Origin of the sequence: Burkholderia sp. AU4i, assembly GCF_000466765.1 — a bacterium.
Taxonomy (GTDB): domain Bacteria; phylum Pseudomonadota; class Gammaproteobacteria; order Burkholderiales; family Burkholderiaceae; genus Burkholderia; species Burkholderia cepacia.
On record NZ_ASSI01000073.1, the window covers coordinates 1 to 24,630 of the forward strand.

The 24,630-nt window shown below is 67.7% G+C and carries 23 protein-coding genes; 7 read left to right on the top strand and 16 right to left on the bottom strand.

Annotation, left to right across the window (positions count from 1 at the left end):
* Positions 1-2,377: fimbria/pilus outer membrane usher protein (locus L810_RS17140; protein ID WP_051392277.1), on the top strand; the 2,377-nt coding region annotated here is incomplete at its 5' end.
* Positions 2,374-3,336 (top strand): Csu type fimbrial protein, encoded by a 963-nt coding sequence (locus tag L810_RS17145; protein WP_021159542.1) that lies wholly within the window; start codon positions 2,374-2,376, stop codon positions 3,334-3,336. The genes L810_RS17140 and L810_RS17145, both read left to right, overlap by 4 nt.
* 32 nt (positions 3,337-3,368) lie before the next feature.
* Here L810_RS17145 and L810_RS17150 read toward each other — a convergent pair whose 3' ends face one another.
* The 4 genes from L810_RS17150 to L810_RS17165 all read right to left on the bottom strand — a co-directional run bounded on the left by L810_RS17150 (position 3,369) and on the right by L810_RS17165 (position 7,467).
* Complete coding sequence (locus L810_RS17150; RefSeq protein ID WP_042975086.1) at positions 3,369-3,695, bottom strand: hypothetical protein; 327 nt, start codon at positions 3,693-3,695, stop codon at positions 3,369-3,371.
* An 87-nt stretch (positions 3,696-3,782) separates the two neighbouring features.
* Entirely contained in the window at positions 3,783-4,805 is a 1,023-nt protein-coding gene (locus L810_RS17155; protein WP_042975087.1) for a histone deacetylase family protein, read from the bottom strand.
* A gap of 49 nt (positions 4,806-4,854) precedes the next feature.
* Positions 4,855-6,126 carry a Zn-dependent hydrolase gene (locus tag L810_RS17160; protein ID WP_042975089.1) on the bottom strand — a complete coding sequence of 424 codons (1,272 nt, stop codon included), beginning with the start codon at positions 6,124-6,126 and terminating at the stop codon, positions 4,855-4,857.
* Positions 6,127-6,156: 30 nt separating this feature from the next.
* A complete protein-coding gene (locus L810_RS17165) occupies positions 6,157-7,467 on the bottom strand; it encodes an MFS transporter (protein WP_021159544.1) in 1,311 nt (436 codons plus the stop codon).
* Between the two features lie 188 nt (positions 7,468-7,655).
* Between L810_RS17165 and L810_RS17170 the strand changes: the two genes are divergently transcribed.
* Positions 7,656-8,612, top strand: a complete 957-nt coding sequence (locus L810_RS17170) for a LysR family transcriptional regulator (RefSeq protein WP_021159545.1) — start codon at positions 7,656-7,658, stop codon at positions 8,610-8,612.
* 58 nt (positions 8,613-8,670) lie between these two features.
* Here L810_RS17170 and L810_RS17175 read toward each other — a convergent pair whose 3' ends face one another.
* The 5 genes from L810_RS17175 to speB all read right to left on the bottom strand — a co-directional run bounded on the left by L810_RS17175 (position 8,671) and on the right by speB (position 13,880).
* The gene (locus L810_RS17175) at positions 8,671-9,741 is read right to left on the bottom strand and encodes a porin (RefSeq protein WP_042975090.1); all 1,071 of its coding nucleotides are present in this window, start codon (positions 9,739-9,741) and stop codon (positions 8,671-8,673) included.
* Positions 9,742-9,901: 160 nt separating this feature from the next.
* Entirely contained in the window at positions 9,902-11,332 is a 1,431-nt protein-coding gene (locus L810_RS17180; protein WP_042975102.1) for a purine-cytosine permease family protein, read from the bottom strand.
* A 303-nt stretch (positions 11,333-11,635) separates the two neighbouring features.
* Complete coding sequence (locus L810_RS17185) at positions 11,636-12,313, bottom strand: SOS response-associated peptidase family protein (protein WP_021159549.1); 678 nt, start codon at positions 12,311-12,313, stop codon at positions 11,636-11,638.
* Between the two features lie 144 nt (positions 12,314-12,457).
* The gene (locus tag L810_RS17190; RefSeq protein WP_021159550.1) at positions 12,458-12,922 is read right to left on the bottom strand and encodes a GNAT family N-acetyltransferase; all 465 of its coding nucleotides are present in this window, start codon (positions 12,920-12,922) and stop codon (positions 12,458-12,460) included.
* Positions 12,915-13,880: an agmatinase gene (speB, locus tag L810_RS17195; protein WP_021159551.1), complete on the bottom strand. Its 966-nt coding sequence runs from the start codon at positions 13,878-13,880 to the stop codon at positions 12,915-12,917. Before speB ends, L810_RS17190 begins: the two co-directional genes overlap by 8 nt.
* 127 nt (positions 13,881-14,007) lie before the next feature.
* Between speB and L810_RS17200 the strand changes: the two genes are divergently transcribed.
* Positions 14,008-14,925 (top strand): LysR family transcriptional regulator, encoded by a 918-nt coding sequence (locus tag L810_RS17200; protein WP_021159552.1) that lies wholly within the window; start codon positions 14,008-14,010, stop codon positions 14,923-14,925.
* 27 nt (positions 14,926-14,952) lie between these two features.
* Here L810_RS17200 and L810_RS17205 read toward each other — a convergent pair whose 3' ends face one another.
* Entirely contained in the window at positions 14,953-15,582 is a 630-nt protein-coding gene (locus L810_RS17205; protein WP_021159553.1) for an NAD-dependent epimerase/dehydratase family protein, read from the bottom strand.
* Between the two features lie 167 nt (positions 15,583-15,749).
* Here L810_RS17205 and L810_RS17210 point away from each other — a divergent pair, with 167 nt between their 5' ends.
* On the top strand, positions 15,750-16,055 hold the full coding sequence (locus tag L810_RS17210; RefSeq protein WP_021159554.1) for a hypothetical protein: 306 nt from the start codon (positions 15,750-15,752) through the stop codon (positions 16,053-16,055).
* A gap of 36 nt (positions 16,056-16,091) precedes the next feature.
* On the opposite strand, the gene L810_RS17215 is transcribed toward L810_RS17210, so the two are convergent.
* The 4 genes from L810_RS17215 to L810_RS17230 all read right to left on the bottom strand — a co-directional run bounded on the left by L810_RS17215 (position 16,092) and on the right by L810_RS17230 (position 20,769).
* Positions 16,092-17,156: a porin gene (locus L810_RS17215; protein WP_042975093.1), complete on the bottom strand. Its 1,065-nt coding sequence runs from the start codon at positions 17,154-17,156 to the stop codon at positions 16,092-16,094.
* A gap of 237 nt (positions 17,157-17,393) precedes the next feature.
* Positions 17,394-18,845 carry an aldehyde dehydrogenase family protein gene (locus L810_RS17220; RefSeq protein WP_021159556.1) on the bottom strand — a complete coding sequence of 484 codons (1,452 nt, stop codon included), beginning with the start codon at positions 18,843-18,845 and terminating at the stop codon, positions 17,394-17,396.
* 28 nt (positions 18,846-18,873) lie between these two features.
* On the bottom strand, positions 18,874-19,671 hold the full coding sequence (locus L810_RS17225; protein ID WP_021159557.1) for a class II aldolase/adducin family protein: 798 nt from the start codon (positions 19,669-19,671) through the stop codon (positions 18,874-18,876).
* 141 nt (positions 19,672-19,812) lie between these two features.
* Positions 19,813-20,769, bottom strand: a complete 957-nt coding sequence (locus tag L810_RS17230; protein WP_226150379.1) for a LysR family transcriptional regulator — start codon at positions 20,767-20,769, stop codon at positions 19,813-19,815.
* A 211-nt stretch (positions 20,770-20,980) separates the two neighbouring features.
* Here L810_RS17230 and L810_RS17235 point away from each other — a divergent pair, with 211 nt between their 5' ends.
* Positions 20,981-22,651, top strand: coding sequence for a GMC family oxidoreductase (locus L810_RS17235; RefSeq protein WP_021159560.1), 1,671 nt, complete (start codon positions 20,981-20,983; stop codon positions 22,649-22,651).
* A gap of 66 nt (positions 22,652-22,717) precedes the next feature.
* The gene (locus tag L810_RS17240; protein ID WP_021159561.1) at positions 22,718-23,665 is read left to right on the top strand and encodes an MBL fold metallo-hydrolase; all 948 of its coding nucleotides are present in this window, start codon (positions 22,718-22,720) and stop codon (positions 23,663-23,665) included.
* Between the two features lie 46 nt (positions 23,666-23,711).
* Here L810_RS17240 and L810_RS17245 read toward each other — a convergent pair whose 3' ends face one another.
* Positions 23,712-24,275 carry a DUF924 family protein gene (locus L810_RS17245; RefSeq protein ID WP_021159562.1) on the bottom strand — a complete coding sequence of 188 codons (564 nt, stop codon included), beginning with the start codon at positions 24,273-24,275 and terminating at the stop codon, positions 23,712-23,714.
* Positions 24,276-24,359: 84 nt separating this feature from the next.
* Positions 24,360-24,629, bottom strand: a complete 270-nt coding sequence (locus L810_RS17250) for a hypothetical protein (RefSeq protein WP_021159563.1) — start codon at positions 24,627-24,629, stop codon at positions 24,360-24,362.
* Position 24,630 lies beyond the last annotated feature (1 nt).

The following is a 24,630-nucleotide window of genomic DNA, read 5'->3' on the forward strand; positions in this document are numbered from 1 at the left end:
CCCGGCCTCGCCCCCTTCGCCACGCGCCGGCACTTCCCCGGCCAACGGACGCGGAACACCGCGCCGCTTGCCGCGCGCCGTGCTCGCGGCCGTCGTGGCCGGCGGCCTGCTCGCATTCGGCCCGGTGTGCGCTGACGAACTCCCGGTGCTCGTGATGACCGACGGCACGCACGACGTGATCCTCGAAGTCAGCGTCAACGGCGAAAACACGACGCTGCTCGCGCACTTCCGCGAACGCGACGGCCACCTGTCGGCGAGCGGCGCCGACCTGCGCACGATCGGCGTTGCCACCGACCGGCTCGGCCTCGCCGACGCGGCGACGGTCGACCTCGACGCGATTCCCGGCCTGCGCTACCGCTACGACGCGGCACGCCAGAGCGTCGACCTGCAGATGCCCGACTCGCTGCGCCGGCCGTACGCGGTCGACAGCCGTGCGTTGCCGCCCACGCAGGCGGCCAGCGCGTCGCGCGGCGTCGCGATCAACTACGAGGCGTACGCGCAGACGATCGGCGACAGGCAGTACTCGCTCTACACCGACGTGCGCTACTTCGATCCGGGCGGCGTGTTCGACACCACGGGCGCCGCGACCTTCTACAACGGCCAGCGGCGCTACACGCGCTTCGATACGTCATGGAGCCGCTCGGACCCGGCGCGGCCAGGCACGACGCAGATCGGCGACACGATCTCGGGGTCGCTCGCGTGGACGCGCTCGGTGCGCATCGGCGGCTTCCAGTGGCGCAGCAACTTCGCGTTGCGCCCCGATCTCGTCACGTTCCCGATCCCGTCGCTCGCGGGCTCCGCCGCCGTCCCGTCGGCCGTCGACCTGTACATCAACAACGTGCGCCAGTACACCGGCAACGTGCCGAGCGGCCCGTTCCTCATCCATGACGTGCCGGGCATCAGGGGTGCCGGCCAGGCGACCGTCATCACGCGCGACGCGCTCGGCCGCACCGTCGCGACCTCCGTGCCGCTCTACGTCGATACACGCATGCTGTCCGCCGGGCTGTCGAGCTATTCGTTCGAAGCCGGCTTCCTGCGCCGCCACTACGGGCTGCAGTCGTTCGACTACGACGCACGGCCGGCCGCCAGCGGCTCGATGCGGCGCGGCGTCACCGACGTGCTGACCGTCGAGGGGCATGCGGAAGCGACCGGCGGCGTGCTCAACGCCGGCGTCGGCGCGCTGCTGCGGCTCGGCTACGCGGGCGTCGTGAGCGGCGCGGTCGCGGGCAGCGCCGGCCGCTTTCCGGGCACGCAGGTGAGCGTGGGCTACCAGCTGATCGAGCCGCGCTTCTCGATCAACGCGCAGACGATCCGCGTGTTCGGCCGCTACGGCGACCTGGCATCGCGCGACGGTGCGACGGCGCCGGCGGCGACCGACCAGGCGACGCTCGCGCTGCCCTTCATGCACCGCCAGACCCTGTCGCTCAGCTATATCGGCTTCCGGATGCCGCAAGGCCCGGGCACGCGGATCGGCACGGTGTCGTACACGCTGGGCTTCGGCGATCTCGCGTCGCTGAGCGTGAGCGCGTACCGCGACTTCGCGCAGCAGGGTGCGAACGGCGCGTTCGTGTCGCTGAACATCGGGCTCGGCCGCAACACGTCGATCAACACGACCGTCGGCCGCCAGCGCGGCCAGTCGAACTACACCGTCGACGCGAGCCGCCCGCCCGACTACGGCGGCGGCTGGGGCTGGGGCGTGCAGACGGGCGGCACGGGCGCGGTGCCCTACCGGCAGGCGCAACTGCGGTATCTCGGCCACGCGGGCGAAGTCATCGCAGCCGCGCAGCAGATCGACCGCCAGGCCGGCGCGTCGCTCGACGTGAGCGGCGCGCTCGTGTTCATGGACAGCAGCCTGCAGGTGTCGCGCCGCATCGACGACGGCTTCGCGCTCGTGTCGACCGACGGCGTCGCGGGCATTCCGGTGCTGCACGAGAACCGCGTGATCGGCACGACCGACCGCGCGGGGCACCTGCTCGTGCCCGACCTGAACGCGTACCAGAACAACCAGATCGCGATCGACTCGATGAAGCTGCCCGCCGATGCGCGGATCGCCCGCACGTCGATGACGGTCGTGCCGCAGGCGCAATCGGGTGTCGTCGCGCATTTCGGCGTGTCGCGCTATCGCGCGGCGTCGGTGATCCTGCGCGACGCCGAGGGCCGGCCGCTGCCGGCCGGCGCGCGCGTGCACCACGCCGAAAGCGGCGCGGATACGATCGTCGGCTACGACGGGCTCACGTTCATCGACGGGCTGAAGGAGGACAACCACCTCGTGATCGACTCCGGCACGCAGCGCTGCATCACGGAATTCGCGTTCACCGCGCCCGGCGACGGCACGCTGCCGACCCTCGGGCCCCTCACCTGCCGGGCGGCGCCATGAGGCTCGCGCTGCTGCTCGTCATCGCGTTCGCCGCGTGGTGCGGCGTGCCGCATCACGCGCGGGCCGAGTCCTGCACGGCCACGGCGTCGACGGTCAGTTTCGGATCGGTCAGCCCGATCTCCAACGCGCCGGTCACCGCAACCGGCACCGTCAGCGTCACCTGCACGTGGTCGGCCGTCTCGCTGGTGCCGAACGTGCTCGTGTGCCTGAACCTCGGCGGCACGAGCCCGCGCAGCCTCGTCAACGGCACGAACGCGATGCAGTACGACCTCTATCTCGACGGCGGACATTCGGTCGCGTGGGGCTCCGTGTATTCCGGCACGACACCGGCGTCCGTCACGCTCGCCAAACCCGCGCTCGGCACGAGCGCGTCCGCGACGGTCACCGTGTACGGACAGATCACCGGAAACCAGCCGACCGTGCCGACGACCGGCAACAGCACCACGACCTATTCGCAGCAGTTCGGCGGCAACACGACGTCGATCAACACCGGGTTCTACCTGCTCGTCGCGCCGACCTGCGCATCGCTGACGACGTCGAGCGGCACCTTCCCGTTCGGCGCGACGGCGGACGTCATCAACAACTGCAACATCAACGCGACCAACGTGAGCTTCGGCACCGCGAGCATCCTGTCGGGCACGCTCGCGGCAACGGGGACGATCACCGCGCAATGCACCAACGGCGACGCGTGGAAAATCGCGCTGAGCAGCGGCGGCAGCGGCGACGTGACGGCGCGCCAGATGAAGCGCAGCGGTGGCGGCGGGACGATCGGTTACGGGCTGTATACGGACGCCGCGCACTCGATCCGATGGGGCGACGGCACGGGCGGCAGCGCGACGGTCACGGGCGTCGGCACGGGCACGTCGCAGGTCGTGACCGTGTACGGCGCGGTGCCGGCACAGACCACGCCCGCGCCCGGCAGCTACAGCGACACGATCACCGCGACGATCAGTTTCTAGCGTTCAACGGCATGAACGGGCGGGCGCGCCGTTCAGAACGTGACGGTCCATGCGGACGGCGCGCCCGTGCCGATGCCGCGCGGCGCCGGGCGCGCATCGGGCAGCGCCGCGTGGCTGAGCACGAACGGCGTGCCGTGCATGCAGCTGACGCTCGGCATGCCGGCATCGGCAGCCGCCTGCGGCGCGCCGGTGTCGATCGTGCAGGTTTCCGGAATGACGAGACTGACTCGCAGCGGAATCGACGGTTCCGCCGCGCTCGCGAGCGACCCCGCGCCCAGTGCGGCGAGCGCGGCGAGCGCGGCGAGCGCGATCGCACAGCGTGTGATCTGGCCGGCTGTCATCGTGCGGCCCTCCTTCATGCATTCATCCAGGCAGATGCGCGAATTATCGGCATGCGCGCGGAAAACCTCAATCCGCACGCACGCGATCGAGCCCCGCCGCGCCGGTCAGCGCGCGCCGGCGAACCCGCCGAAGAACGCACGCGCGTTGGCGTCGAGGCTTTCGAGGTGATAACCGCCCTCCTGCACGATCACCGTCGGCAACCCGAGTGCACCGATGGCCCCGCCGAGCCGGCCGAAACCGTCGGTCGTGACGGCAACCTGCGATTGCGGATCGTCCTTGTAGATATCGAAGCCGAGCGCGAGCACGAGCGCATCGGGCTGGAACCGCGCGAGCGCGCGCAGCGCGTCGTCGAGCCGCTCGAAGAACGCCGACTCGGGCGCGCCGTGCGGCATCGGCAGGTTGAGGTTGAAACCGTCGCCGGCGCCCGCGCCCGTCTCTTCCTCGTAACCCGCGACGACCGGGTAGAAGTTGGTCGGGTCACCGTGGATCGACACGTACAGCACGTCGTCGCGGCCGTAGAAGATCTCCTGCACGCCCTGCCCGTGATGCATGTCGGTGTCGAGGATCGCGACCCGGCGATGGCGGCCGAGCAGCGACTGCGCGGCGATCGCCGCATTGTTCAAGTAGCAGAAGCCGCCGGCCGCGTCGCGGCGCGCGTGATGGCCGGGCGGCCGGCAGAGTGCGTACGCGTCGCGTGCGCCGTCGTTGACGTCGGCCGCAGCCGCCAGCGCACTCTGCGCGGACCAGTACGCGGCGCGCCACGTGTTCGCCCCGACCGGGCAACTGCCGTCGGCGAGATAGCGCGCGGCCTTCGCGAGCACGCCGCGCAGCGGGTTCGGGTCCCGCACGAACACGTTCGACATCACTTCGTCGCCCCAGTCGTCGGGCATCCGCTTCCAGTCGCGGTGCGCTTCTTCCAGAAAGCGCAGGTAGTTCATGTCGTGCACGGCCGCGATCGGCGCGGTGCCGCGGTCGGCCGGCTCGCGTACGTCGAAGTCGAGCGACCGGACGGCCGCGACGAGCCGCGCCGCGCGCTCGGGCACTTCCTGCGGCTCGCGCATCCGGCCGCGCGACAGGTAGCTGCGCGGATGGTGCAGCAGCTGCTCGGGATGGAAATAGGTGTTCATCGTTTGCCCTCGTCGGTTGTTCTGTCGGTCGATCGATCGGTTCGCGGTGTCACGCATCCTGCATGGCGGCCGCCGCGGCAACGCTCGCCGCGACACCGGCGCGCGCGAGCACCGCATGAAGGAGCACGTTCGTGCCGCGCGTCACGTCGGCAGGCAGGGCATCCTCGGCTTCGTTGTGCGACAGGCCGTCGACGCACGGGATGAACACCATCGCGGTCGGAACGCGGCGCGCGAGCAGGATCGCGTCGTGCCCGGCGCCGCTGACGATCCGCTCGTTCGTATAGCCGAACGCCGCAGCCGCCTGCGCGACCAGCTCGACGCAGTCGCGATCGAACGGCGTCGCCGGGCTGCGCCAGCAGGTGTCGATCGCGACCTGCACGCCGCGCGCCGCGGCGACACGTGCGCACGCATCGCGCAGTTCGCGCTCCATCGCGTCGACTTGCGCATCGTCGTGATGACGGAGGTCGACCGTGAACGTCACGTCGCCGGCAATGGTGTTGCGCGATGCGTTGCGGATGCCGACCTGCCCGATCGTCGCGAGCCCGCGCGGCGCATGACCGGCGACGATCCGTTCGAGTTCGAGCGCCATCTGCGCGCTCGCGAAATACGCGTCCTTGCGATACGGCATCGGTGTCGTGCCCGCATGCGCGGCCACGCCCGTCACCGTCACGTCGAGCCAGCGGATCGCCTGCCCGCCCGTGACGATGCCGATCGTCGTACCGTTGGCCTCCAGCACCGGGCCCTGTTCGATATGCGCTTCGAAGTACGCATCGACCGCGCCGCCCGTCGCGCGTGCGCCGCGATAACCGCAGGCGTCCAGTGCCGTGCCGAGCGTGATGCCGTCGGCGTCCTGCTTCGCGAGCGCATCGTCGAGCGGCAACGCGCCCGTGAACACGGCCGAGCCGAGCATCGCCGGCGCGAAACGCGCGCCCTCCTCGTTGGTCCACGACACGATTTCCAGCGGCTTGCCGGTCGCGATGCCTGCGTCGTTCAGCGTGCGCACGAGCTCGAGCGCGGCGAGCACGCCATACACGCCGTCGAACCGGCCGCCTTCGGGCTGCGTGTCGAGATGACTGCCGATCAGCACCGGCGCGGCCTGCGGATCGACGCCGTCGCGCCGCGCGAACAGGTTGCCGACCGCATCGACGCTCACCGTCATCCCCGCGTCGCGGCACCACTGCGCGAACAGGTCGCGCCCGCGACGATCATCGTCGGTGAGCGCCAGGCGCCGCACGCCGCCGCGAGGCGTCGCGCCGACGCGCGCCATGTCCGCCAGGCTCTGCCACAAGCGGGCGCCGTCGATTTCCAGCAGGTCTTTCATGTGCACTCCGGATGAATTCGTTCGTTGGGGTCACTGCGAGCCGAGCGCTTCGGCGGCGGCCGGCCGCGCGGCGCGGCGTGCGTCGATCGCGACGATGGAGAGCAGCGAGACGCCGGCCAGGCACGTGTAGAACACCGCGAGCGGCCACCACTGGCCCGCGAAGCGATGCGCGAGCCACGTGCCGACGAGCGGCGTCAGCCCGCCCGCGATCGCGCCGCAGATCTGGTAAGCCAGCGAGATCGCCGAATAGCGCACGTGCGCGGGAAACACGTCGCTCACGAAACCCGCGATCACCGAATAGAAGCCGGCCATGCAGACCACCGCGAGCGCGATGCCGGCAATCAGCGACGCGGACGTGCCGCCCTGCACGAGCATGAACATCGGATACGGCGACAGCATCGCGAGCAGCGCCGCGAGTTTCAGGAAACGCGCGCCGCCGATGCGCTCGGCGATCCACGCGGCGACCGGCTGCGCGAAGAACTGGATGATCGCGACCGCGAACAGGCTGTCGAGGATCAGCGATCGCGAGACGCCGACGTACTGCGTCGTGTACGCGATCATGAACGTGTTCGTGAAATAGACGCCCGCGATGCCGATCGTGTTCGCGCCGATGCAGAGGAACACGAGCCCCGACGCCGAGCGGAACACTTCCGCAACCGGCAGCTTCACCGTGCGGTTGGTTTCCTTCACGCGCGCGAATTCCGGCGACTCGTTCACGCCGAGCCGGATCAGGATGCCGACCACGAGCAGCACCGAACTCGCGAGAAACGGCAGGCGCCAGCCCCACGCGAGGAAGTCCGCCTTGTCCATCGACGTGACCGCGCGGAACGCGATCAGCGACAGGATCAGCCCGGCCGGGCTGCCGAGCTGCGCGAACGACGCGAAGAACGTGCGGCGCCCCTGCGGCGCATGCTCGCCCGCCATCAGCACCGCGCCGCCCCATTCGCCGCCGACCGCGATCCCCTGCACCACGCGCAGCGCGACGAGCAGCACCGGCGCGAGCAGGCCGACCGTCGAATAATCGGGCAGCAGCCCGACGCAGACGGTCGCGACGCCCATCATCATCAGCGTCGTCATCAGCGCTTTCTTGCGGCCGATGCGATCGCCGAGGTGCCCGAAGATCACGCCGCCGAGCGGCCGCGCGAAGAAGCCGACCGCGAACGTCGCGAACGACGCCATCGTGCTGACGAAGCGGTCATGCGACGGGAAGTAGAGTTCGCCGAACACGAGCGCGGCGGCCGTGGCGTAGATGTAGAAGTCGTACCACTCGATCATCGTGCCGATGAACGCGGCCGTCGCGGCGCGTCCCGGCTGGCGGGCGGAAGGAAGGGACTGGGTCATGCGGGCTCCTGACGCGCGCCGCTGCGGCGCGACGCGCAATATCGTGGACGGCCATCTGTCGCGGCCTTGCGCCGCACGCTGCGGCGCCCCTCCTTTATCGGCGACCGCAAATCATTAGTCAAATTTCAAGTTATTATTCGCCGTATAAATTCAACTAATATCCACCCGACGCCTCGCCCGGAGACCCGATGCGCCCCGACCTCGCCCCGTTCCTGAACGACCGTCTCGACTGGAACCTGTTGCGCACCTACCTCGTCATCGTGCAGGAGCGCAGCGTGAGCCGCGCAGCCGCGCGCCTGCACGTGACGCAGCCGGCCGTGAGCCAGGCATTGCGGCGGCTCGAGGACACGCTCGAACGCAAGCTGATCGAGCGGCGCGGCACGCACTTCGCGACGACGCCGGCGGGCGAAGCCGTGTACCGGATCGCGAGCGACATCTACGGCGGCATCTCGCGCCTCGAAACCGAAATCGACGACAGCACGGCCGACCTGACCGGCTCGATCCGGCTGCTGACGGTGAGCCGCATCGAGTCGCCCGTCTACGACGAATTCCTCGCGGAATTCCATCGCGCGTATCCGCGCATCGACCTGCAGATCGAGGTGATGCGCTCGTCGGACATCCTTTCTTCGCTGCTGCAGAAAACCGCCACGGCCGGGCTCGGCCTGTGCCGCACGCCGCACGACAAGCTGGAGATGCGCTGCTTCCTGCGCCAGCGTTATGCGATCTACTGCGGCCGCCATCACGGGCTGTTCGGGCAGACGCAACTGCGCATGGACGATCTGCTCGCCGAGAATTTCGTGTCGTTCACGAGCGACCAGATCGGCGACAGCCTGTCGCCGCTCACCGTGTTTCGCGACCAGAAGGGCTTCACGGGGCGCATCGTCGCATCGTCGCCGAGCCTCGAGGAAGTGCGGCGGCTGATCTTCGCGGGTTACGGGATCGGCTGCCTGCCCGAGCACATCGTGCGCGACGACATCGCCCAGCAGCGGCTGTGGCGGCTGCCGCCCGACGAAGGGCTCGTCGACGTCGACGTGTTTCTGCTGTGGCATCGCGATCGCAAGATGAACGCGGCGGAGCACGCGTTTCTCGATGCGATGGAGCGCTGCATGCAGCGCCATTCGCTTGCGGAGCGGCTGGGGAAGTAACGGCGCGAGCGCGCCGGAGGAAAGCGCCGGGCGCACCCGGCCCGGCGCGTCGGCAACGTCAGAAGCGATGCACGATGCCGAGCTGCACGCCGCGCGCATTCGCGCCCGGATACGCGAGCGGCAGGCCGGGGTTCGCCGCACCGGCCAGCGTGTAGCCGGCCTGGTTGCGGTTGCGCAGGTACGACAGCGCGCCGTAGAAGCTCGTGCGCTTCGACAGGTCGTACTCGTACATCAGCCCGAGCTGGTCCGCATTGTTGCCTTGCGACGACTGGTCGTGCAGATACGCGTAGCCGAGCGCCACGTAGCTCGCCGGATTGAACTGGTATTTGACCGACAGCCCGTACACGCGCGAATCGATGCCGAGATCGGCCCACTTCACCGCGGAAAAACCGCCGTACACGGTCGCCTTGCCGATCTCGTACGATGCACCGGCCATGATCGTACGATCGGTCGTGGTCGCCGTCGCGTTCTTCAGCCACTGGCCCGCGACGAACGCACTGAACGGCCCGTGTTCGTAAGTCAGGTCGAACTGCTGGCTGGCGCCCGCCGAGCGCACGCCGCCCGCGTCGCCGAACCCGAAGTACAGCCCGCCCTGGAAACCGGCGATCTCCGGGCTCTGGTACGACAGCGTATTGCTGGTGCGGAACGCGAACACGGTCAGGTTGTCCATGCCGGACGCCTGCGTGACACCGCCGAACGCATCCTGCCCGCCCTGGTCGTTGAACAGCGGCGAATTCTGGCGGCCCGCGCGCACCTTGCCCCACTGCCCCGCGATGCCGACCCACGCCTGCCGGTTGAACAGGCTGCCCGAACTCGCCAGCGAGCCGTCGTTCGGGTTGAAGCCGTTCTCCAGCGCGAACTCGATCTTCTGCCCGCCGCCGATATCCTCGCCGCCCTTCAGCCCGAACCGGCTGCCCCACTGGCCGCCCGAACCGATCGCCGCCGTATAGCCGTTGCCCGTGTTCACGTATTGCGCGAACTCGTCGATGACGCCGTACAGCGTGACGCCGTCCTGCGCGAGTGCCGCGCCCGATCCGGCGGCGCACGCCGCCGCCACCGTCACGCGAAGACCGGCGTGCACCATCCGCGCCCGGGAATCGCTGCCGCGGGCTGTCATTTTCTTAGTCATACTATTCAATGGCCTGAGAATGAAACGACACCGCGCGCGGCAGCCGCGCCGCACCGGCATCATCGAAAGGGAAACGTGTGGAAGAACCCGGCGCAGGCAGCGCCCGGCTCGCGCGGCAATCAGGCCGGCAGCCGGCCGGCCCGATGCGCGTGACGTGTCGTCAGTGGTGAACTTCGCCGCGTTCGAGCGGCAGGATCAGGCGCTCGGGAATGCTGCGCCGCGACGCGCGCGCACCGATGTAATACAGCACGGCCGGCACGATCAGCCCGAGGATCCACGAGATGTCGGTGCCGCCGAGCGCATCGACGAGCGGGCCCGTGTAGATGTGCGTCGACATGAACGGCAACTGCACGAGGATGCCGACCACGTAGATCGTGATCGCCATCACGTTCCAGCGGCCATAGCGGCCGTCCGGATCGGACAGCGCCGGCACGTCGTAGCGCGAGCGCGTGAAGCAGTAGTAATCGACCAGGTTGATCGCGCTCCACGGCGTGAAGAACGCGAGCAGGAACAGGATGAACGCGGTGAATTCCTTCAGGAACGAATGGCGGCCCGCGAGCGCGATGAGCGTGGATACGCAGATCATCCCGAAGATGTACACAAGGCGGCTCTTCGACGACACGGCGCCCTTGCCGCGGAAGCCGCTGACGATCGTCGCCATCGACATGAAGCTGCCGTATGCGTTGAGCGCCGTCACCGTCACCTTGCCGAACGCGATGCTGAAGTACAGCAGTGCGGCCACGGCGCCGGTCGAGCCGAGGCCGACGATATACGCCACCTCATGGTGTGCGAACTGGCTGCCGGCCAGTGCGGCCGCGAACACGCCGAACACCATCGCCGCCTGCGCGCCGATCACCGAGCCCAGGCCGACCGCGAGAAACGTCGCGACCGACGACGTCGAGCGCGGCAGGTAACGCGAGTAGTCGGCGACGTACGGACCGAACGCGATCTGCCACGACGCGGACAGCGACATCGACAGCAGGAAGCTCGCGAGGGAGAAATGCCGGTTCGCGAGCAGCGCGCCGATGTCGTGGTTCGCAAACAGCTGCGTGAACATGTAGACGAACGCGGCGATGCCGATCACGCTCGCGACCCGGCCGACGGCATGGATCGCGCGATAACCGAACACGGTCAGCACGACGATCACGGCGGCGAACAGCAGGATGCCGGCCGCGTCGTCGACGTGCAGCAGCTGCGCGACGGCCTGCCCGGCCAGGACCGAGCCGCTCGCGGAAAAGCCGATGTACATCAGGCACACGAGCACGATCGGGATCATCGCGCCATAGACGCCGAACTGCACGCGGCTCGAGATCATCTGCGGCAAGCCGAGCTGCGGCCCCTGCACGCCGTGCAGCGCCATCACCGCGCCGCCGACGAGCTGGCCGAGCAGCAGCGCGACCAGCGACCAGAACACGTCGCCGCCGAGCACGACGGCGAGCGCGCCCGTGACGATGGCCGTGATCTGCAGGTTGGCCGACAACCACAGGGTGAACTGGCTCAGCAGGCCGCCGTGGCGCTCGGCGTCGGGAATGAAGTCGATCGAACGGACTTCGATCAGGCCGCCGGCTTTTCCACTGGGATTCGTTGACACGGGCAAATCTCCAAAATACTCAGGATCACAAATGGTTCGAACAAGACGGGAAGCTGCGAGCCGCCCTTTCGGCTCTGCGGGTGCGGGGCGCCGTGGATCGCCGGCATGCGCCACGCACGCACGGTTTGCGCGCTGGCGCGCAAGCGGCACGACGCGTGCCGACATTGCCAGCGGATGATCTTGTATATACAACTTGCGAGATATCGGTGATTACCCGGTATCGGCCGATTTTCGAAATCGTCCGAATAATCGGCACACGTTCGGCCGGTTTGGTCGAAAGCAGGACGTCGGAATAATGAAAGCTCAGGTGCGCGCGGGCGATGCCTGATCGGGTTCGGCCGTCATGTCGTCGGCGGGGAGCAGGTTCAGCATGCGCCGGGCTGCCTCGATGTCGCGCACGTGCAGCCACTCGTCGTAATCGTCGCGGCGCAGGATCACGACGCCCCGCTTCTCTTCGCCGGGCCGATGCATCCGCGCGAACAGCGGGTGCGCGTCGGCGTTGACCGTGAGCATCGCCATGCCCACGCGTTCGCGGCCGTCGGCGCCTTCGTAGCGCCGCCAGATGCCGGCGACGCAGCACGGTTGCCAGCCGGCGACGCCGATCCGGTGCCACACGTTGCGACCGGTTTCATAACAGGGCTCGACGATCCAGCGCACCGGAATCAGGCAGCGCTGGCCGTTGCGCCACGCGGTGCCGTAGAGCCGCGACGCGCCGACCGTTTCCGCCCGCGCGTTCACCGTATCGAGTTTCTTTCTTTTTCGACCGTGCTCGTCGATGCGCTCGGGCTGCATGAATTTCGGCCAGAAACCGAACACGGCCGCGACGACCTCGAGGCCGTCGCCGTCGGCGCGCGCGACCGGCGCCGCGTAGTCGGGATACACGTCGGGTGCCCAGGGGTCGCGGCGGAACAGGTCGCCGATTCCAATCTTCAGTTCGCTGATGCCCGGGTCTTCATCGGGAGCGCGGTAGTGGGTGCACACGGCTCGGTGGACGGTGGAAGCAATGTCTCCATCGTAGGTCAGCGCAGGCGCCGCGGTCACGTTATCGCTTGGTATGACGAAACAGTTTTACGATTCGAAGAATCGAAGAATCGACGCAGCGCCTCGCGCCTCCGGCGCGTGCCGTCATGCGTGCCGCGCGATCTGAAACGTCAGGATTTCGTCGCCGGCTTCGTCGAACGCGCCCGTCGGCGTCCAGCCCAGATGCCGGTAGAAGCCGTACGAGCGCGACGCCGGATCGGTCGAGCAGCCGAGAAACAGCGACGTGAAGCCGTTCGCGGCGAACGCGTCGATCACCTGCCGCAGCAGCCGCTTGCCGATCCCCGCCCCCTCGTACTTGGGCAGGATCGCGAGCACGACGATCTCGCCCGATCCGGTGTCGCCGAAGCAGTAGCCGACCATGCGCCCGTTCGCGCAGCAGACCCGGCCCGAGACCAGGCCGTCCCGGATGCCGTCGCCCCAGCTTTCGACGGTGATGCCGAGGTCGCGCAACTGCGCGTCGGTGAATGCGTTCTCGCGCGTCTTGCCGCGCAGCTCGATGCACGCGGCCGCGTCGTCGGGAACGGCCTTGCGCCAGGTGAGTTCAGTCATCGTTCGATTTTTCCGTGGCGCGCCGGCGCGACGCATACAGGCAGATCAGCTCCAGCGCGATCGTCGCGCCGGCCAGCGACGTGATTTCCGCATGATCATACGGCGGCGACACTTCGACCACGTCCATGCCGACCAGGTTGATGCCCTCCAGGTGACGCAGGATCTCGAACGCCTGATGGCTCGACAGCCCGCCCGAGACCGGCGTACCCGTACCCGGCGCGAACGCCGGATCGAGGCAGTCGATGTCGAACGTCAGGTACACGGGGTGATCGCCGACCCGGTCGCGAATGCGCGCGGCGATCGCGGCGGGCGTCGACGCATGCACGTGGCGCGCATCCTGGATGTCGAAACCCATCGGCGCGTCGTTGGTCGTTCGGATGCCGACCTGGGCCGACCGTCCGGGCACGACCCATCCTTCCCGCGCCGCGTGATAGAACATCGTCCCGTGATCGATACGCTTGACGTCGTGATCGGGCCACGTGTCGGTGTGTGCATCGAAATGCACGAGCGACAGCGGCCCGTGCACTTTCGCGTGCGCCTTCAGCAGCGGATACGTGATGAAGTGATCGCCGCCGAGCGTCAGCATCGCGCAGCCGCGTGCGAGGATTCCGTCGGCATGCCGCTCGATCGCGCCCGGCACCGATTCGGGCTGCCCGAGATCGAACGCGCAATCGCCGTAGTCGACCGCGGCCAGCACGTCGAACGGATCGAACGACCACGGCCACGGGCGCTCCCACGCGATGCCCGTCGACGCGATCCGCAACCCGCGCGGGCCGAAGCGCGTGCCGGGCCGGTGCGATGCGGCGGAATCGAACGGCACGCCCGTGATCGCGAGATCGACGCCGTCGAGATCGCGGCTGAAACGCCGGCGCATGAAGCTCGTCGCGCCCGCGAAGGTCGGCTCGGCCTGCGTGCCGTAGAGGCTGTCGCGCGTGAAGGCGAAATCGTTCTGGCTCATCGTCGGATTCCTGTCTGAAGGGGGACGGCCGCGCGGCTGGCGACCTCGTGCCCGATTCTGCCGCTCCGGCATCCGACGAAAAATATGAACTAACATAAGCCAATTTCACGAAATGCGACGTATCGCCATGCTGACCCGCTTGAGAGACATGGATGTGCAGCTGCTGCGGCTCTTTCTGACGATCGTCGAAAGCGGCGGCTTCAGCGCCGCGCAGGGCACGCTCGGCATGGCGCCTTCGACCATCAGCACGCAGATGGCCAAGCTCGAGACGCGTCTCGGGTTCCGGCTGTGCGATCGTGGCAAGAGCGGCTTCCGGCTGACGCCGAAGGGCGAACGCGTGCTGCAGTCGACGCGGCGGCTCCTGCATGCGATGGACGTGTTCACGCGCGATACGCAGCACGTGTCGGGCACGTTGCTCGGCGAGCTGCGTATTGGGCTGTCCGAGCGACTGGCGCCGGACGTCGTCGAATCGATCGCGGCAAGCGTCGGCCGCTTTCGCGAACGGGCGCCGGACGTGCTGATCGAGATGGTCGCGGTACCGCCCGACGAGCTGGAACGCAGGCTGCTGAAAAGCGAACTCCAGCTCGCGATCGGCTATTTTTCGGGCCACCAGGCCGGCCTGCACTACACGCCGCTGTTCGTCGAACACCAGTCGCTGCACTGCGGCGCCCGGCATCCGCTGTTTGCGAAAAAGACCGTGTCGGTCAACGACATCGCGGGCGCGAGCAACGTCGCGTGGCTCTACAAGACGAACACGTCGGGTGCGGCGCTGCGCAACGCGCAGCCGACCGCGTTCTCCGAAAACGTCGACGCCGACGTGATCTTCATCCTGTCCGGCGCGCATGTCGGCTTCCTGCCCGACCATGTCGCGGCGCCGTGGGTCGCCGCCGGGAAGATGCGCCGGCTGCTCGCGAGCAAGCTGAGCCATACGGTGGAATTCCAGCTCGCGACACCGCGCAACTGCGACGGCAGCGAAGCGCTGGAAGCGTTCACGGCGGCGCTCGCCGAACAGTTCGGCGAGCTCGATGGATGGTCAGGCGAATAACCGGGTAAGCGGGCGGCCGAATGCGCGTCAGGCGAGCCGGTCCGACGCGATGACCTGCACGCCCGGCCGCGCGTCGATCGCCGCGTCGAGCAGCGCGCGGGCAATCCGCGACGCGGGATTCACGCGCCACTTTGCCGGCAACACGGGGCGGGCCGCGTTCAACGCGAACACCAGCAGCCGCTCGCCGAGCCTGAATTCGTCGCGGCTGCCGCCGATCAGCCCGGGCCGCACATACGTGAGCGACGCGAACCCGACGCCGGCGAGCGCCTGCTCGACCTCGCCCTTCACGCGGTTGTAGAAGATGCTCGATGCCGGGTCCGCACCGAGTGCGGAATTCAGGACGTAGGCCGGGGTGCCGTGGCGGTACGCGAGCCGCGCGACCGCGAGCGGATAGTCGTGGTCGACGCGCCGGAACGCCGCCTTCGAGCCGGCGGCCCGCATCGTGGTGCCGAGCGTGCAGATCACGGCATCGGCATGCCACCAGTCGGCCGCGTCGGGCAGATGATCGAAATCGACCTCGAGCGCGCGCATCTTCGGGTGCGGCGACAACGGGCGGCGCGCGAGGACGATCACCTGATCGACCCGCGCATCGGCGAGCGCGACTTCGAGGACGTGACGCCCGACGAGTCCGGTCGCGCCGACGAGCAGCAATTTCATGTCCGGTTCTTCCGTGTGGAGCCTGCGTTGGCGGAGCGGGAACGCCCCGGTTTCCGGCTTCCCACATGATCGTCGGCCGACTCGGCGCCGACAAGCGCCCAACATCTCGAAAAGTTACAGGCCGTGCTCATTTCCTGTCTCTGACTTGACGCGGCACGACTCCCGCCATGCTTCGTCGACGCTTCATTTCCGCGCACATTCGAAATTTTTATCGCATCAAAGCGCTCGAAATTGATATTTATTCGACTCGAGCCGGAAGATTTCGCCGTCTGCCCCGCGTCCTGCTCACGCAACCGGCCGCGGACCGCTGGACGCCGCTGCACCTGAGCGAGCCGTTCCTCGCGTGCATTCGCCGCGTGCCGGTCAAGGTGACGAAGCTGGAGAACACGGGTCGCTATCCGATCGAGCAGCCCGGGCTGCCGCAGATGGTCGCTGCGATCGATGCGTTCTGTCGCGACGTGACGGCGCAATGACATCCGCCAGCCGGCAGGATGACGAGCGCCACCCGCCTAGAACACCGTTCGAACGCCGACGCGCAACACGGTCTGCCGCGCGCCCGACGACGCCGTGAACGTGCCGCATACCGACGCGATCACGTCCTCGCCGCCGCTCGCCTGCTGATACACGGCACTCATGTAGACGTCGGTTTTCTTCGACAGCAGGTAATCGAGCGTGATGCCGACCTGGTTCGAATGATTGCCGGCCAGTTGCCGGTTGCCTTTCGCGTAAAGATAGTTCGCGTACGTGAACAGGTCCGGCGCGAACCGGTACAAGCCGCCGATCTCGTAGGTATCGACGTGCGCGCCGGTCGACGTGTTGCGCGTATTCACGTACAGCGCGTCGAGCGCGAAGTCGCCGAATGCGTAGCGGCCGCCCGCGCCGGCGTTGCGGATACCGAGGTGCCCGTTGTCGATCCCTTCCTGCTTCGAATACGTGTAGGCCGCATCCAGCCGCAACGACCCGTTGTCGTAGGACCCGCCGAAGCTCGACAGGTTGTTGGTGCCGGTCTGCCCGGCGATGTTGCTGAAGCCGTACATCGCGCCGAACCGGAGCCCGCCATAGTACGCCGACGTGAACTTGATCGCATTCGGCGTCGCGCTCCCGCCGGCGATGCGTGTGTAGTCGAAGGTGCCGAGCGCGGCGCCCAGCTTCGAGAACGGGCCGCCCGGCAACTGGTACAGGCTGACATAGGAAATCTCGTGCCCCCAGCGATGCAGCGACAGTTCGTCGAACATGTAGTCGAACTGCCTGCCGAGCGTCACGGTTCCGTACGGCGTGACGATGCCGACATAGGATTCACGCCCGGACAGCGCCCCGCCGCGCACCGTGCCGCTGTTGAGATCGGGCTGCGACGCCATGAAGACGAGCGCCTGGACTCCGCCGCCGAGATCCTCGACCGTGCGAATCCCGAGCAGGTTCGGCGCCTGGATGCCGGACATCGCCCGCACGAGCGACTTGCCGCCCGCATTGCTCACGTACGAGATGCCGTTGTCGACGATGCCGAACAGCGTCACCGAACTCTGCGCGTGCGCGTGGCACGACACCGTCGCCAGCGCGACGGCCATTGCCTTCATTCTCACGGATACTGTCTCCAATCCATCGATGATCGACGCGCCGGTCGCATGCGTATCTTCCATGTGCCGGTCGTCATTTTTATTAGGAAAACTATTTGATCGACGCGCGCGGGCTTCGTGTGTCCCGCCCGGTGCCTCGCTCCTGCCCGCGTTATCCGGCTTCCATGAGTGGAGAGTGCCCGTCGCCGCCGGCCGCCGCCGTCGATGACGGGCACGGCACGCGGTGAATCGCGCCGTTCACAGCATCACGTTGATGACCTTCTTCTCGACGTAGCTGTACATCTCCTCGATCCCCTCCTCCCGGTCGACGCCGCTGTTCTTGAAACCGCCCCAGGGCACGCCGAGAAAGTGCGTGTTGCTGCCGTTGACGAACACACTGCCCGCGCGGATGCGGCGCGCGGTGTTGAGCGCCTGCCGGATATCGTTGGTCCAGATCGCGGCCGACAGCCCGTATTCCGTGTCGTTGGCCATCGCGACGACTTCGTCGACATCGCGCCATCGCGCGACCGACAGGATCGGGCCGAAGACTTCCTCGCGCCACAGCCGCATCGCCGGCGTGACATCGGCATAGACGGTCGGTTCGACCCAGAAGCCTTTCTCGAATGCGCGCCCGGGCGGGCGACGGCCGCCCGTCATCAGCCGCGCACCGTGCGTCTGCGCCGGATCGAGAAAGCTCATCACGTGTTCGTAGCTCTTGCGCGAGTTGATCGGGCCCATGTCCGAGTCGGGCGACATCGGATCGCCGACGCGGATCGCGGCCACGCGCTCGACGACCCGCGCGAGCACGTCGTCGTAGAGGTCGTCATGAACGAGCAGCCGCGAATTGGATCCGCACGACTGTCCCTGCCACGAGAAATTCATCCCGCGCACCGCGCTTTCGGCGGCCGCGTCCGGATCCGCGTCGGGAAACACGATCATCGGATTCTTGCCGCCCAGCTCGAGCGTCACGTGCTTGACGCCCACCTCCGCCGCACTGCGCTGAATCGCGCGCCCGGTCGGCACGGACCCGATCAGCGCAAGACGTTTCACGTCCGGATGGCGCACCAGCGCATCGCCGACCTCCGCCCCCGTTCCGTTGATGATGTTGAACACGCCGGTCGGCAACGTGTCGCGCGCGACCTCGCCGAGCACGAGCACGGACAACGGCGACGTTTCGGGCGGCTTCACCACGACCGTGTTGCCGGTCACGAGCGCCGACGCGGTACGCGCCGCCGAGAACATCGCCGGGTGATTGAACGCGGCGATCCGGCCGACGACGCCGTACGGCTCGTACACGGTCAAGTGCAGGTGCCGGCCGGTGGCCGGGATCGTCTCGCCGTGCAGCCCGTGCACGAGCCCGGCGTAATAGCGCAGGCTGCGCACCGTCTCGTGCATGCTGGCGAGCGTCGGCGCATAGGTGTTACCGGAATCGAGCACCTCGATGCGCGACAGTTCCTCCGCGCGCTCGAGCAGGCGCTCGCCAAACCCGCGCAGCAACTCGCCGCGCTCCTCGCCGGTGCGCTCGGCCCACGCCGGCCACGCGCGCTGCGCTGCATCGACGGCCCGCGCGACGTCCTTGCGCGAACCGGCCGGCGCCCGGCCGATCGCTTCCTCGGTGGCCGGATTGATCGACTCGACCCACTCGCCGGTCTCGCTTTCGACCAGTTCGCCGTCGATCAGCAAGCGGCCTGTCATCAACTGCTCGTTCATGCTCGTCTCCTCTTTCAGTCGATCGCGGTCAGCGCGCGCCGACGTGTTGCTCGCGCTGTACGCGCTGCTTCCACAGCGCCCACGGGCGCTCGACCTGCGTTTCGATGTTCGCGCACGCGGTCGCGGCTTCCTGCTCGCTGAGATAGACCACGTCGCCCAGTTGCAGCGCCTCGATCTGCATGCGCGCATTCACTTCCGCGTAGACCGCGCGATATACGGCCTGCTTGAGCGTCGGCGCGACCACCGTCGAACCGTGACCGCGCATCAGCACGAACGCCGCACTGCCGAGCCGCCGCGCCAGCGCCGCGCCGAGCGCGTTGTCGCGCACCAGCAGGTCCGTCGCATCGCCTGCCGTCTCGCGGATCTCGAACACGGGCGTTCCCGCGCCGAGAAATCCGCTCATGTGGCACACCGGCCGCAGCGGCGTGCGTTTCGTCACACTGAACGGCAGCACGGTCGGCGAATGGCTGTGCACGATCGCCTGCACGTCCGGACGCGCCTTGTAGATCTCGCCGTGGATGAAGCGCTCGAGATAGACAGCGCGCCCGCCGGCATTGACCGGCACGCCGTCCAGCGTGAATTCGACGATGTCCTGGACGTCGACGGTACCGGGCGCCATGTTGCGCGCGAGCAGGAATCGCTGCGGATCCTTGTCGTGACGGACGCTGACGTGGCCGAAGGCATCTACGATGCCCTGGTCGAACAGGATGCGGTTCGCGCAGACGAGGTCCTCGACGAGCGCGGGATCCGGCGCATCGGCGGGACGCCCGGCGTCGTCCGCATACGCGACGGCGGCGCCGCCGGCTTGAAGATGAAGAGTACACATGGGTCGGCCTGTTTTCGGGTTGACTGGCAGTGCGCAAGTCCGCATCGCGTCTCGATGCGAACCGTCAAGCACCCGGCCAGCTTAGAACCGGGCCGACCATAGGTCTATTAGCTATTGATCGCCGAACAAATAGTCGACCGACTATGAATTCGACAGGTGCGCTACCGTGCCGGGCGACGCGGCATCGAGAATGAATTGCACGAGTTCGGCCTGGAACGCCGAAAAGCGCTTGTCGTCGCGATGCACAAGATAGATCGGTACCTTCATCGACAGATCGGGATGATCGAGCACCACCAGCTCGCGACGCTCGACCTCCGCGCGCACCGCCGACGCGAACATGAAGCTCACCCCGAGGTTCTCGCGCACCACGTGCTTCATCGCTTCCGGATGCCCGAGCTCCATCACGACCTTGCGCTGCTCGAGGCCGCGCTCGCGCAGCAATGCCTCTTCGAGCTCGCGGCGCGGCTGGTTGCGCGGTGTGCTCACGAACGGCACGCGGCGCAGGTCGAGATCGCGGGCCGCCTGCGCGGCCCACGGGCTCGACGCGCCGCACACGAGCAGCAGTTCGTCTTCCCACAGCGGGAGGATCGTGAGCCCGTCGAGATCCTGGTTGGCCGCGATCAGGATGACGGAGAAATCGCAGCCGCCCACGCGCGTCGCATCGACGGCCGCCTGCGGCGTCAGGATCTGCACGGTCACGAGCCCGTCCGGCTGCCGCCGGTGGAAATCGGCGAACAGCGGCGGCAACGCGTACGAGCCGATCGACATCGACGTCGCGACGACCGCGTTGCCCATTTCGCCCTGCTCGAGGCCCGCAAGCTCGCGCTCGACTTCGCGCGTGCGCGTGATGACCTCGGTCGCCCATCGATAGATCCGCTCGCCGGCCTCCGTGAGCGCGATGTTTCGCCCCGCGCGCTTCACGAGCGCATAACCGAGCCGCTTCTCCATGCTGCGCACGTGCGCGGTCACGACCGGCTGCGCGATGCACAGCCGGTCGGCCGCGCGCGTGACGCTGCCGAGCTCGACCACCGTGCAGAACACCTCGAGCTTCTGAAAAGTGAGATACGAATCGAATCCGCGCACAGTCCCCTCGCCCATAGCCAGCCGGGTATCGGATGGCCATGCAATACGTATTGGAAGATATGTTTCAGGTTACGCACAATCGAATGAACCCACAACCGAGAGGCCTGCGTTCAGGCCCACCTGGAGACATCATGGTTCGTTCGACGCCTGTTCCGGCCGGTCGCCACGCCCCGCGTTCGCGGGTTGCGCCGGCCCGCCCGGCCATCACGCATCGCGAGGTGCGGCAATGAAAACCGATACGTTCGACTACGTGATCGTCGGCGCCGGCTCGGCAGGCTGTACACTCGCCTACCGGCTCGGCGAGGATCCGAACGTCCGCATCCTCGTGCTCGAAGCCGGCGAGCAGGATCGTTCGCCGTACATCAAGGTGCCGCTGACGTGGGGCCAGATTCTGAAGAACCGGCTCTTCGACTGGGGCTATTTCACCGAGCCGGAACCCGGCATGGACGGCCGCCGAATCGAGTGCGCGCGCGGCAAGGTGGTGGGCGGTTCGTCGTCGATCAACGGCATGGCTTACGCACGCGGCGCTCGTGAGGATTACGAAGGCTGGGTCGACGAGTTCGGCCTGACGGACTGGTCGTACGACGCCGTGCTCCCGTACTTCAAGCGTTCCGAATCCTGGGAGTGCGGCGAATCGTCGTTGCGCGGCGGGCGCGGCCCGCTGACCGTGATCCGGCTCGACTATCGCGATCCGTTGATCGGCGGCTTCCTCGACGCGACGCGTGCATGCGGATATCCGGAAAACGACGACTACAACGGTGCATCCGTCGAAGGCTTCGGGCCGATGCAGGCCACCATCCGCAACGGCCTGCGCTGCAGCGCCGCGGTCGCCTATCTGCGCCCGGCGCTCGCGCGCGGCAACGTCACGCTCGTGGCCGGGGCGCTCGCCCGGCGAATCGTGCTCGATACCGACCGGGGCACACCCCGCGCCACCGCGATCGAATACCGTCGCGGCGATACCGATTACCGTGCCGACGCGCGCCGCGAGGTCATCCTCTGCGGCGGCGTGATCAACTCGCCGCAACTGCTGATGCTCTCCGGCATCGGCGCGACCGACCACCTGCGCGCTCATGGCATCGGGACGAGGGTCGAACTGCCCGGCGTGGGCGCCAACCTCCACGACCACATCGTGTTCGACCTGCGCTGGAGCCGCAAGGAACCGGGGCCGCTGCACCGGATGATGCGTGCCGACCGCATCGCGTTCGACGTCATGCGCACGCTGGCGGGCGGCAACGGCTTCTCGGGCAAGATCCCCGCCGCCGCGCTCGGGCTGGTTCGAAGCCAGCCGCATCTGCCGCTGCCGGACATTCAGTTGATCCTCGCTGCCGGCGCCATGAACGCCGCGCCGTACTTCGAGCCGTTCAGGCACGCGTATTCCGACTCGTTCGCGATCAAGGGCATTTTCCTCACGCCCGAAAGCCGCGGTCGCGTGTCGCTGAAGTCGGCCGATCCGGCTCAACACGCGCGGATCGAGCAAAACTTCCTCGCCACCGAGAACGATCGCATCGCGGCCCGGGAGATGTTCCGGCGCATGCGCGAAATCGGCGCACAGGCCGGGCTGCGTCCCTTCATCGACGAAGAGGTCGCGCCGGGTGCGCACGTGCAGAGCGATGCCGACGTCGACGCATTCATCCGCCGTATCGCGATCACGCTTCATCACCCGGTCGGCACGTGCCGCATGGGCGCCGACGACGATGCGGCGGCCGTGGTCGATACGCAGATGCGTGTGCGCGGCGTGACCTGCCTGCGTGTAGTCGACGGATCGGCGATCCCGCGCATCATCCGCGGGCCGACCAACGCACTGATCATGATGATGGCCGAACGCGCAGCTGACTTCATGACCGGCAAAGCCGTGCCCGTGCCGCAAGCCCCGGTCCGCGCCACGGCGCCGATGTAGACGATCGTGTCCGGGGCGTCGCGCCACGCCCCGATCCGATTCATTCCAACCATTCAGGAGACACCGATGACCCATTCCTGCGGGCATGCGCATTGTCATGCGCACATCACGAATGCCGAGCCGCATGCTTTCTCCCTCGCGCTCGGCAACGTCGAGATCATCCGGCTGTACGACACGATGCTGCTCGGCGAAACCGCGCAGAGCTGGCTGCCGGATTTCGACCGCGCGCGCGTGGCCGAGCACGAACACTGGCTCGCGCCGACGCACTACGATCCGGAAAGCGGCCGCATCCCGATGCCCGTGCACAGCTGGATCGTGCGTACCGGCCGGCACACGGTGCTGATCGACAGCTGTATTGGCAACCACAAGGATCGGCCCGGCCTGCCGGAAATGCACCGCTTGTCGACGCGCTATCTCGACCGGATGCGCGCACTCGGCATCCAGCCCGAGGAAATCGACTACGTGATGTGCAGCCACCTCCACGCCGATCACGTCGGCTGGAACACGCAACTCGTCAACGGCGTCTGGGTACCGACGTTTCCGAACGCGCGCTACGTGATTTCGCAGGTCGAGCACGATCACCTGGTCCGCGCGATCCGTGGCGAAGGCCCGGCAGGGCCGGCGTGGTTCAAGCCGATGTACAACGACAGCGTGCTGCCCGTCATCGAGGCCGGCCAGGCCACGATGTTCGACGACACCTACGAACTCGACGACACGTTCCTGATCCGCCACGCTCCGGGCCACTCGCCGGGCCACGTGCGGATCGAACTGACGTCCCAGGGCTCGCGCGGCGTGTTCAGCGGCGACATGCTGCACTCGCCAATCCAGATCCCGTTCTGGCAATGGAGCAGCAAGGTCTGCGACGACCGCCAGCTCGCCGCGAAAAGCCGCTTCGAACTGCTCGCGCATTGCGTCGAACACGGCGCATTGCTGCTGCCCGGTCACTTCGAGGCGCCGCATGCGGGGCATATCGTCGATACGGGCGGCACGTTCGGCATCGAGTTCCTGCGCTGATGCGCGCATGGCCGCCGCGGCGGCCATGCCTCGAGCGCGGGCGTGCTCATCCGGCGAATCCCCCTTCCGCGAGAAAACGCGCCTCGTCGCGCGTCGTCTCGCGGCCCAGCAGCGGGTTGCGATGGGGAAAGCGGCCGAAGCGCATCACGATGTCCTTGTGCCGCATCGCATGCGCCAGCCAAGGCTGGCCGAGCCTCCCGTTCAGTTCGATGGAGATCCGCTGGTCCGCGGGGTCTTCCGAATGTGCGAACGGCAGGCAGAAGAACAGGCGCAGCGGCTGCTCGACGCACGACATCTGGCCATGTTCGTACGCATGCATTGCAAACTGCCGTGCGAGTGCGTCGGTCGCATACATGTGCGCAGTGCCGCGAAACGCATTGCGCGGAAACTGATCGGTCAGCAACAGCAGCGCGAGCGTTCCGTAGGGCGTCGACAGCCAGTCGTCGAACTCGCGTCTCGCCGCGGCCAGATGCGTGTCGAGGAAGCGCTCGCGAAAGCGGCGATCGAAATCGGCGTGCTTCGCGAACCATTGCGCGGGCCCCGCGTCGATCCAGAACGTGACGACGTCCTGCGCGAGCGGCGCGGCAAACAGAGGCATGTCGATCTTCATGGGAGGAGACGAGCGGCGGGTGGACGGGAGCAGTGCCGCAACGACGGACGCAAGCGCGCGCATGGTCCGTCGTCGCGCGTCGATTCAGGTGCGCTGGAACAGCAGCGCGGCGGCAAGCGCAACGACGGCCGGCACGCCGAACACGATCGCGAGGATCGGCAGCTCCTCGCTCACGCCGTATCCGGCCCGATGCACGCCCACCCAAAGATTGAACAGCGATAAACCGAGCCATACCGGCACGAACGCTTTTGCGGCGAACGCCAGCGATGCCGCGTGCGTGCCCCATAGCTGCCCGAACAACAGGAACACGGCCAGCAACAGCACGCCGGCCACGATCGTCCAGAGCGTATGCATC

Coding starts and splice junctions, on each gene's coding strand:
- L810_RS17210 (WP_021159554.1), top strand. CDS start 15,750: ATGCTTCGTCGACGCTTCATTTCCGCGCACATTCGAAATTTTTATCGC.
- L810_RS17170 (WP_021159545.1), top strand. CDS start 7,656: ATGCGCCCCGACCTCGCCCCGTTCCTGAACGACCGTCTCGACTGGAAC.
- speB (WP_021159551.1), bottom strand. CDS start 13,880: ATGAGCCAGAACGATTTCGCCTTCACGCGCGACAGCCTCTACGGCACG.
- L810_RS17175 (WP_042975090.1), bottom strand. CDS start 9,741: ATGACTAAGAAAATGACAGCCCGCGGCAGCGATTCCCGGGCGCGGATG.
- L810_RS17240 (WP_021159561.1), top strand. CDS start 22,718: ATGACCCATTCCTGCGGGCATGCGCATTGTCATGCGCACATCACGAAT.
- L810_RS17145 (WP_021159542.1), top strand. CDS start 2,374: ATGAGGCTCGCGCTGCTGCTCGTCATCGCGTTCGCCGCGTGGTGCGGC.
- L810_RS17225 (WP_021159557.1), bottom strand. CDS start 19,671: ATGTGTACTCTTCATCTTCAAGCCGGCGGCGCCGCCGTCGCGTATGCG.
- L810_RS17150 (WP_042975086.1), bottom strand. CDS start 3,695: ATGAAGGAGGGCCGCACGATGACAGCCGGCCAGATCACACGCTGTGCG.
- L810_RS17220 (WP_021159556.1), bottom strand. CDS start 18,845: ATGAACGAGCAGTTGATGACAGGCCGCTTGCTGATCGACGGCGAACTG.
- L810_RS17235 (WP_021159560.1), top strand. CDS start 20,981: ATGAAAACCGATACGTTCGACTACGTGATCGTCGGCGCCGGCTCGGCA.
- L810_RS17160 (WP_042975089.1), bottom strand. CDS start 6,126: ATGAAAGACCTGCTGGAAATCGACGGCGCCCGCTTGTGGCAGAGCCTG.
- L810_RS17155 (WP_042975087.1), bottom strand. CDS start 4,805: ATGAACACCTATTTCCATCCCGAGCAGCTGCTGCACCATCCGCGCAGC.
- L810_RS17230 (WP_226150379.1), bottom strand. CDS start 20,769: ATGGGCGAGGGGACTGTGCGCGGATTCGATTCGTATCTCACTTTTCAG.
- L810_RS17200 (WP_021159552.1), top strand. CDS start 14,008: ATGCTGACCCGCTTGAGAGACATGGATGTGCAGCTGCTGCGGCTCTTT.
- L810_RS17250 (WP_021159563.1), bottom strand. CDS start 24,629: ATGCATACGCTCTGGACGATCGTGGCCGGCGTGCTGTTGCTGGCCGTG.
- L810_RS17190 (WP_021159550.1), bottom strand. CDS start 12,922: ATGACTGAACTCACCTGGCGCAAGGCCGTTCCCGACGACGCGGCCGCG.
- L810_RS17205 (WP_021159553.1), bottom strand. CDS start 15,582: ATGAAATTGCTGCTCGTCGGCGCGACCGGACTCGTCGGGCGTCACGTC.
- L810_RS17245 (WP_021159562.1), bottom strand. CDS start 24,275: ATGAAGATCGACATGCCTCTGTTTGCCGCGCCGCTCGCGCAGGACGTC.
- L810_RS17215 (WP_042975093.1), bottom strand. CDS start 17,156: ATGAAGGCAATGGCCGTCGCGCTGGCGACGGTGTCGTGCCACGCGCAC.
- L810_RS17165 (WP_021159544.1), bottom strand. CDS start 7,467: ATGACCCAGTCCCTTCCTTCCGCCCGCCAGCCGGGACGCGCCGCGACG.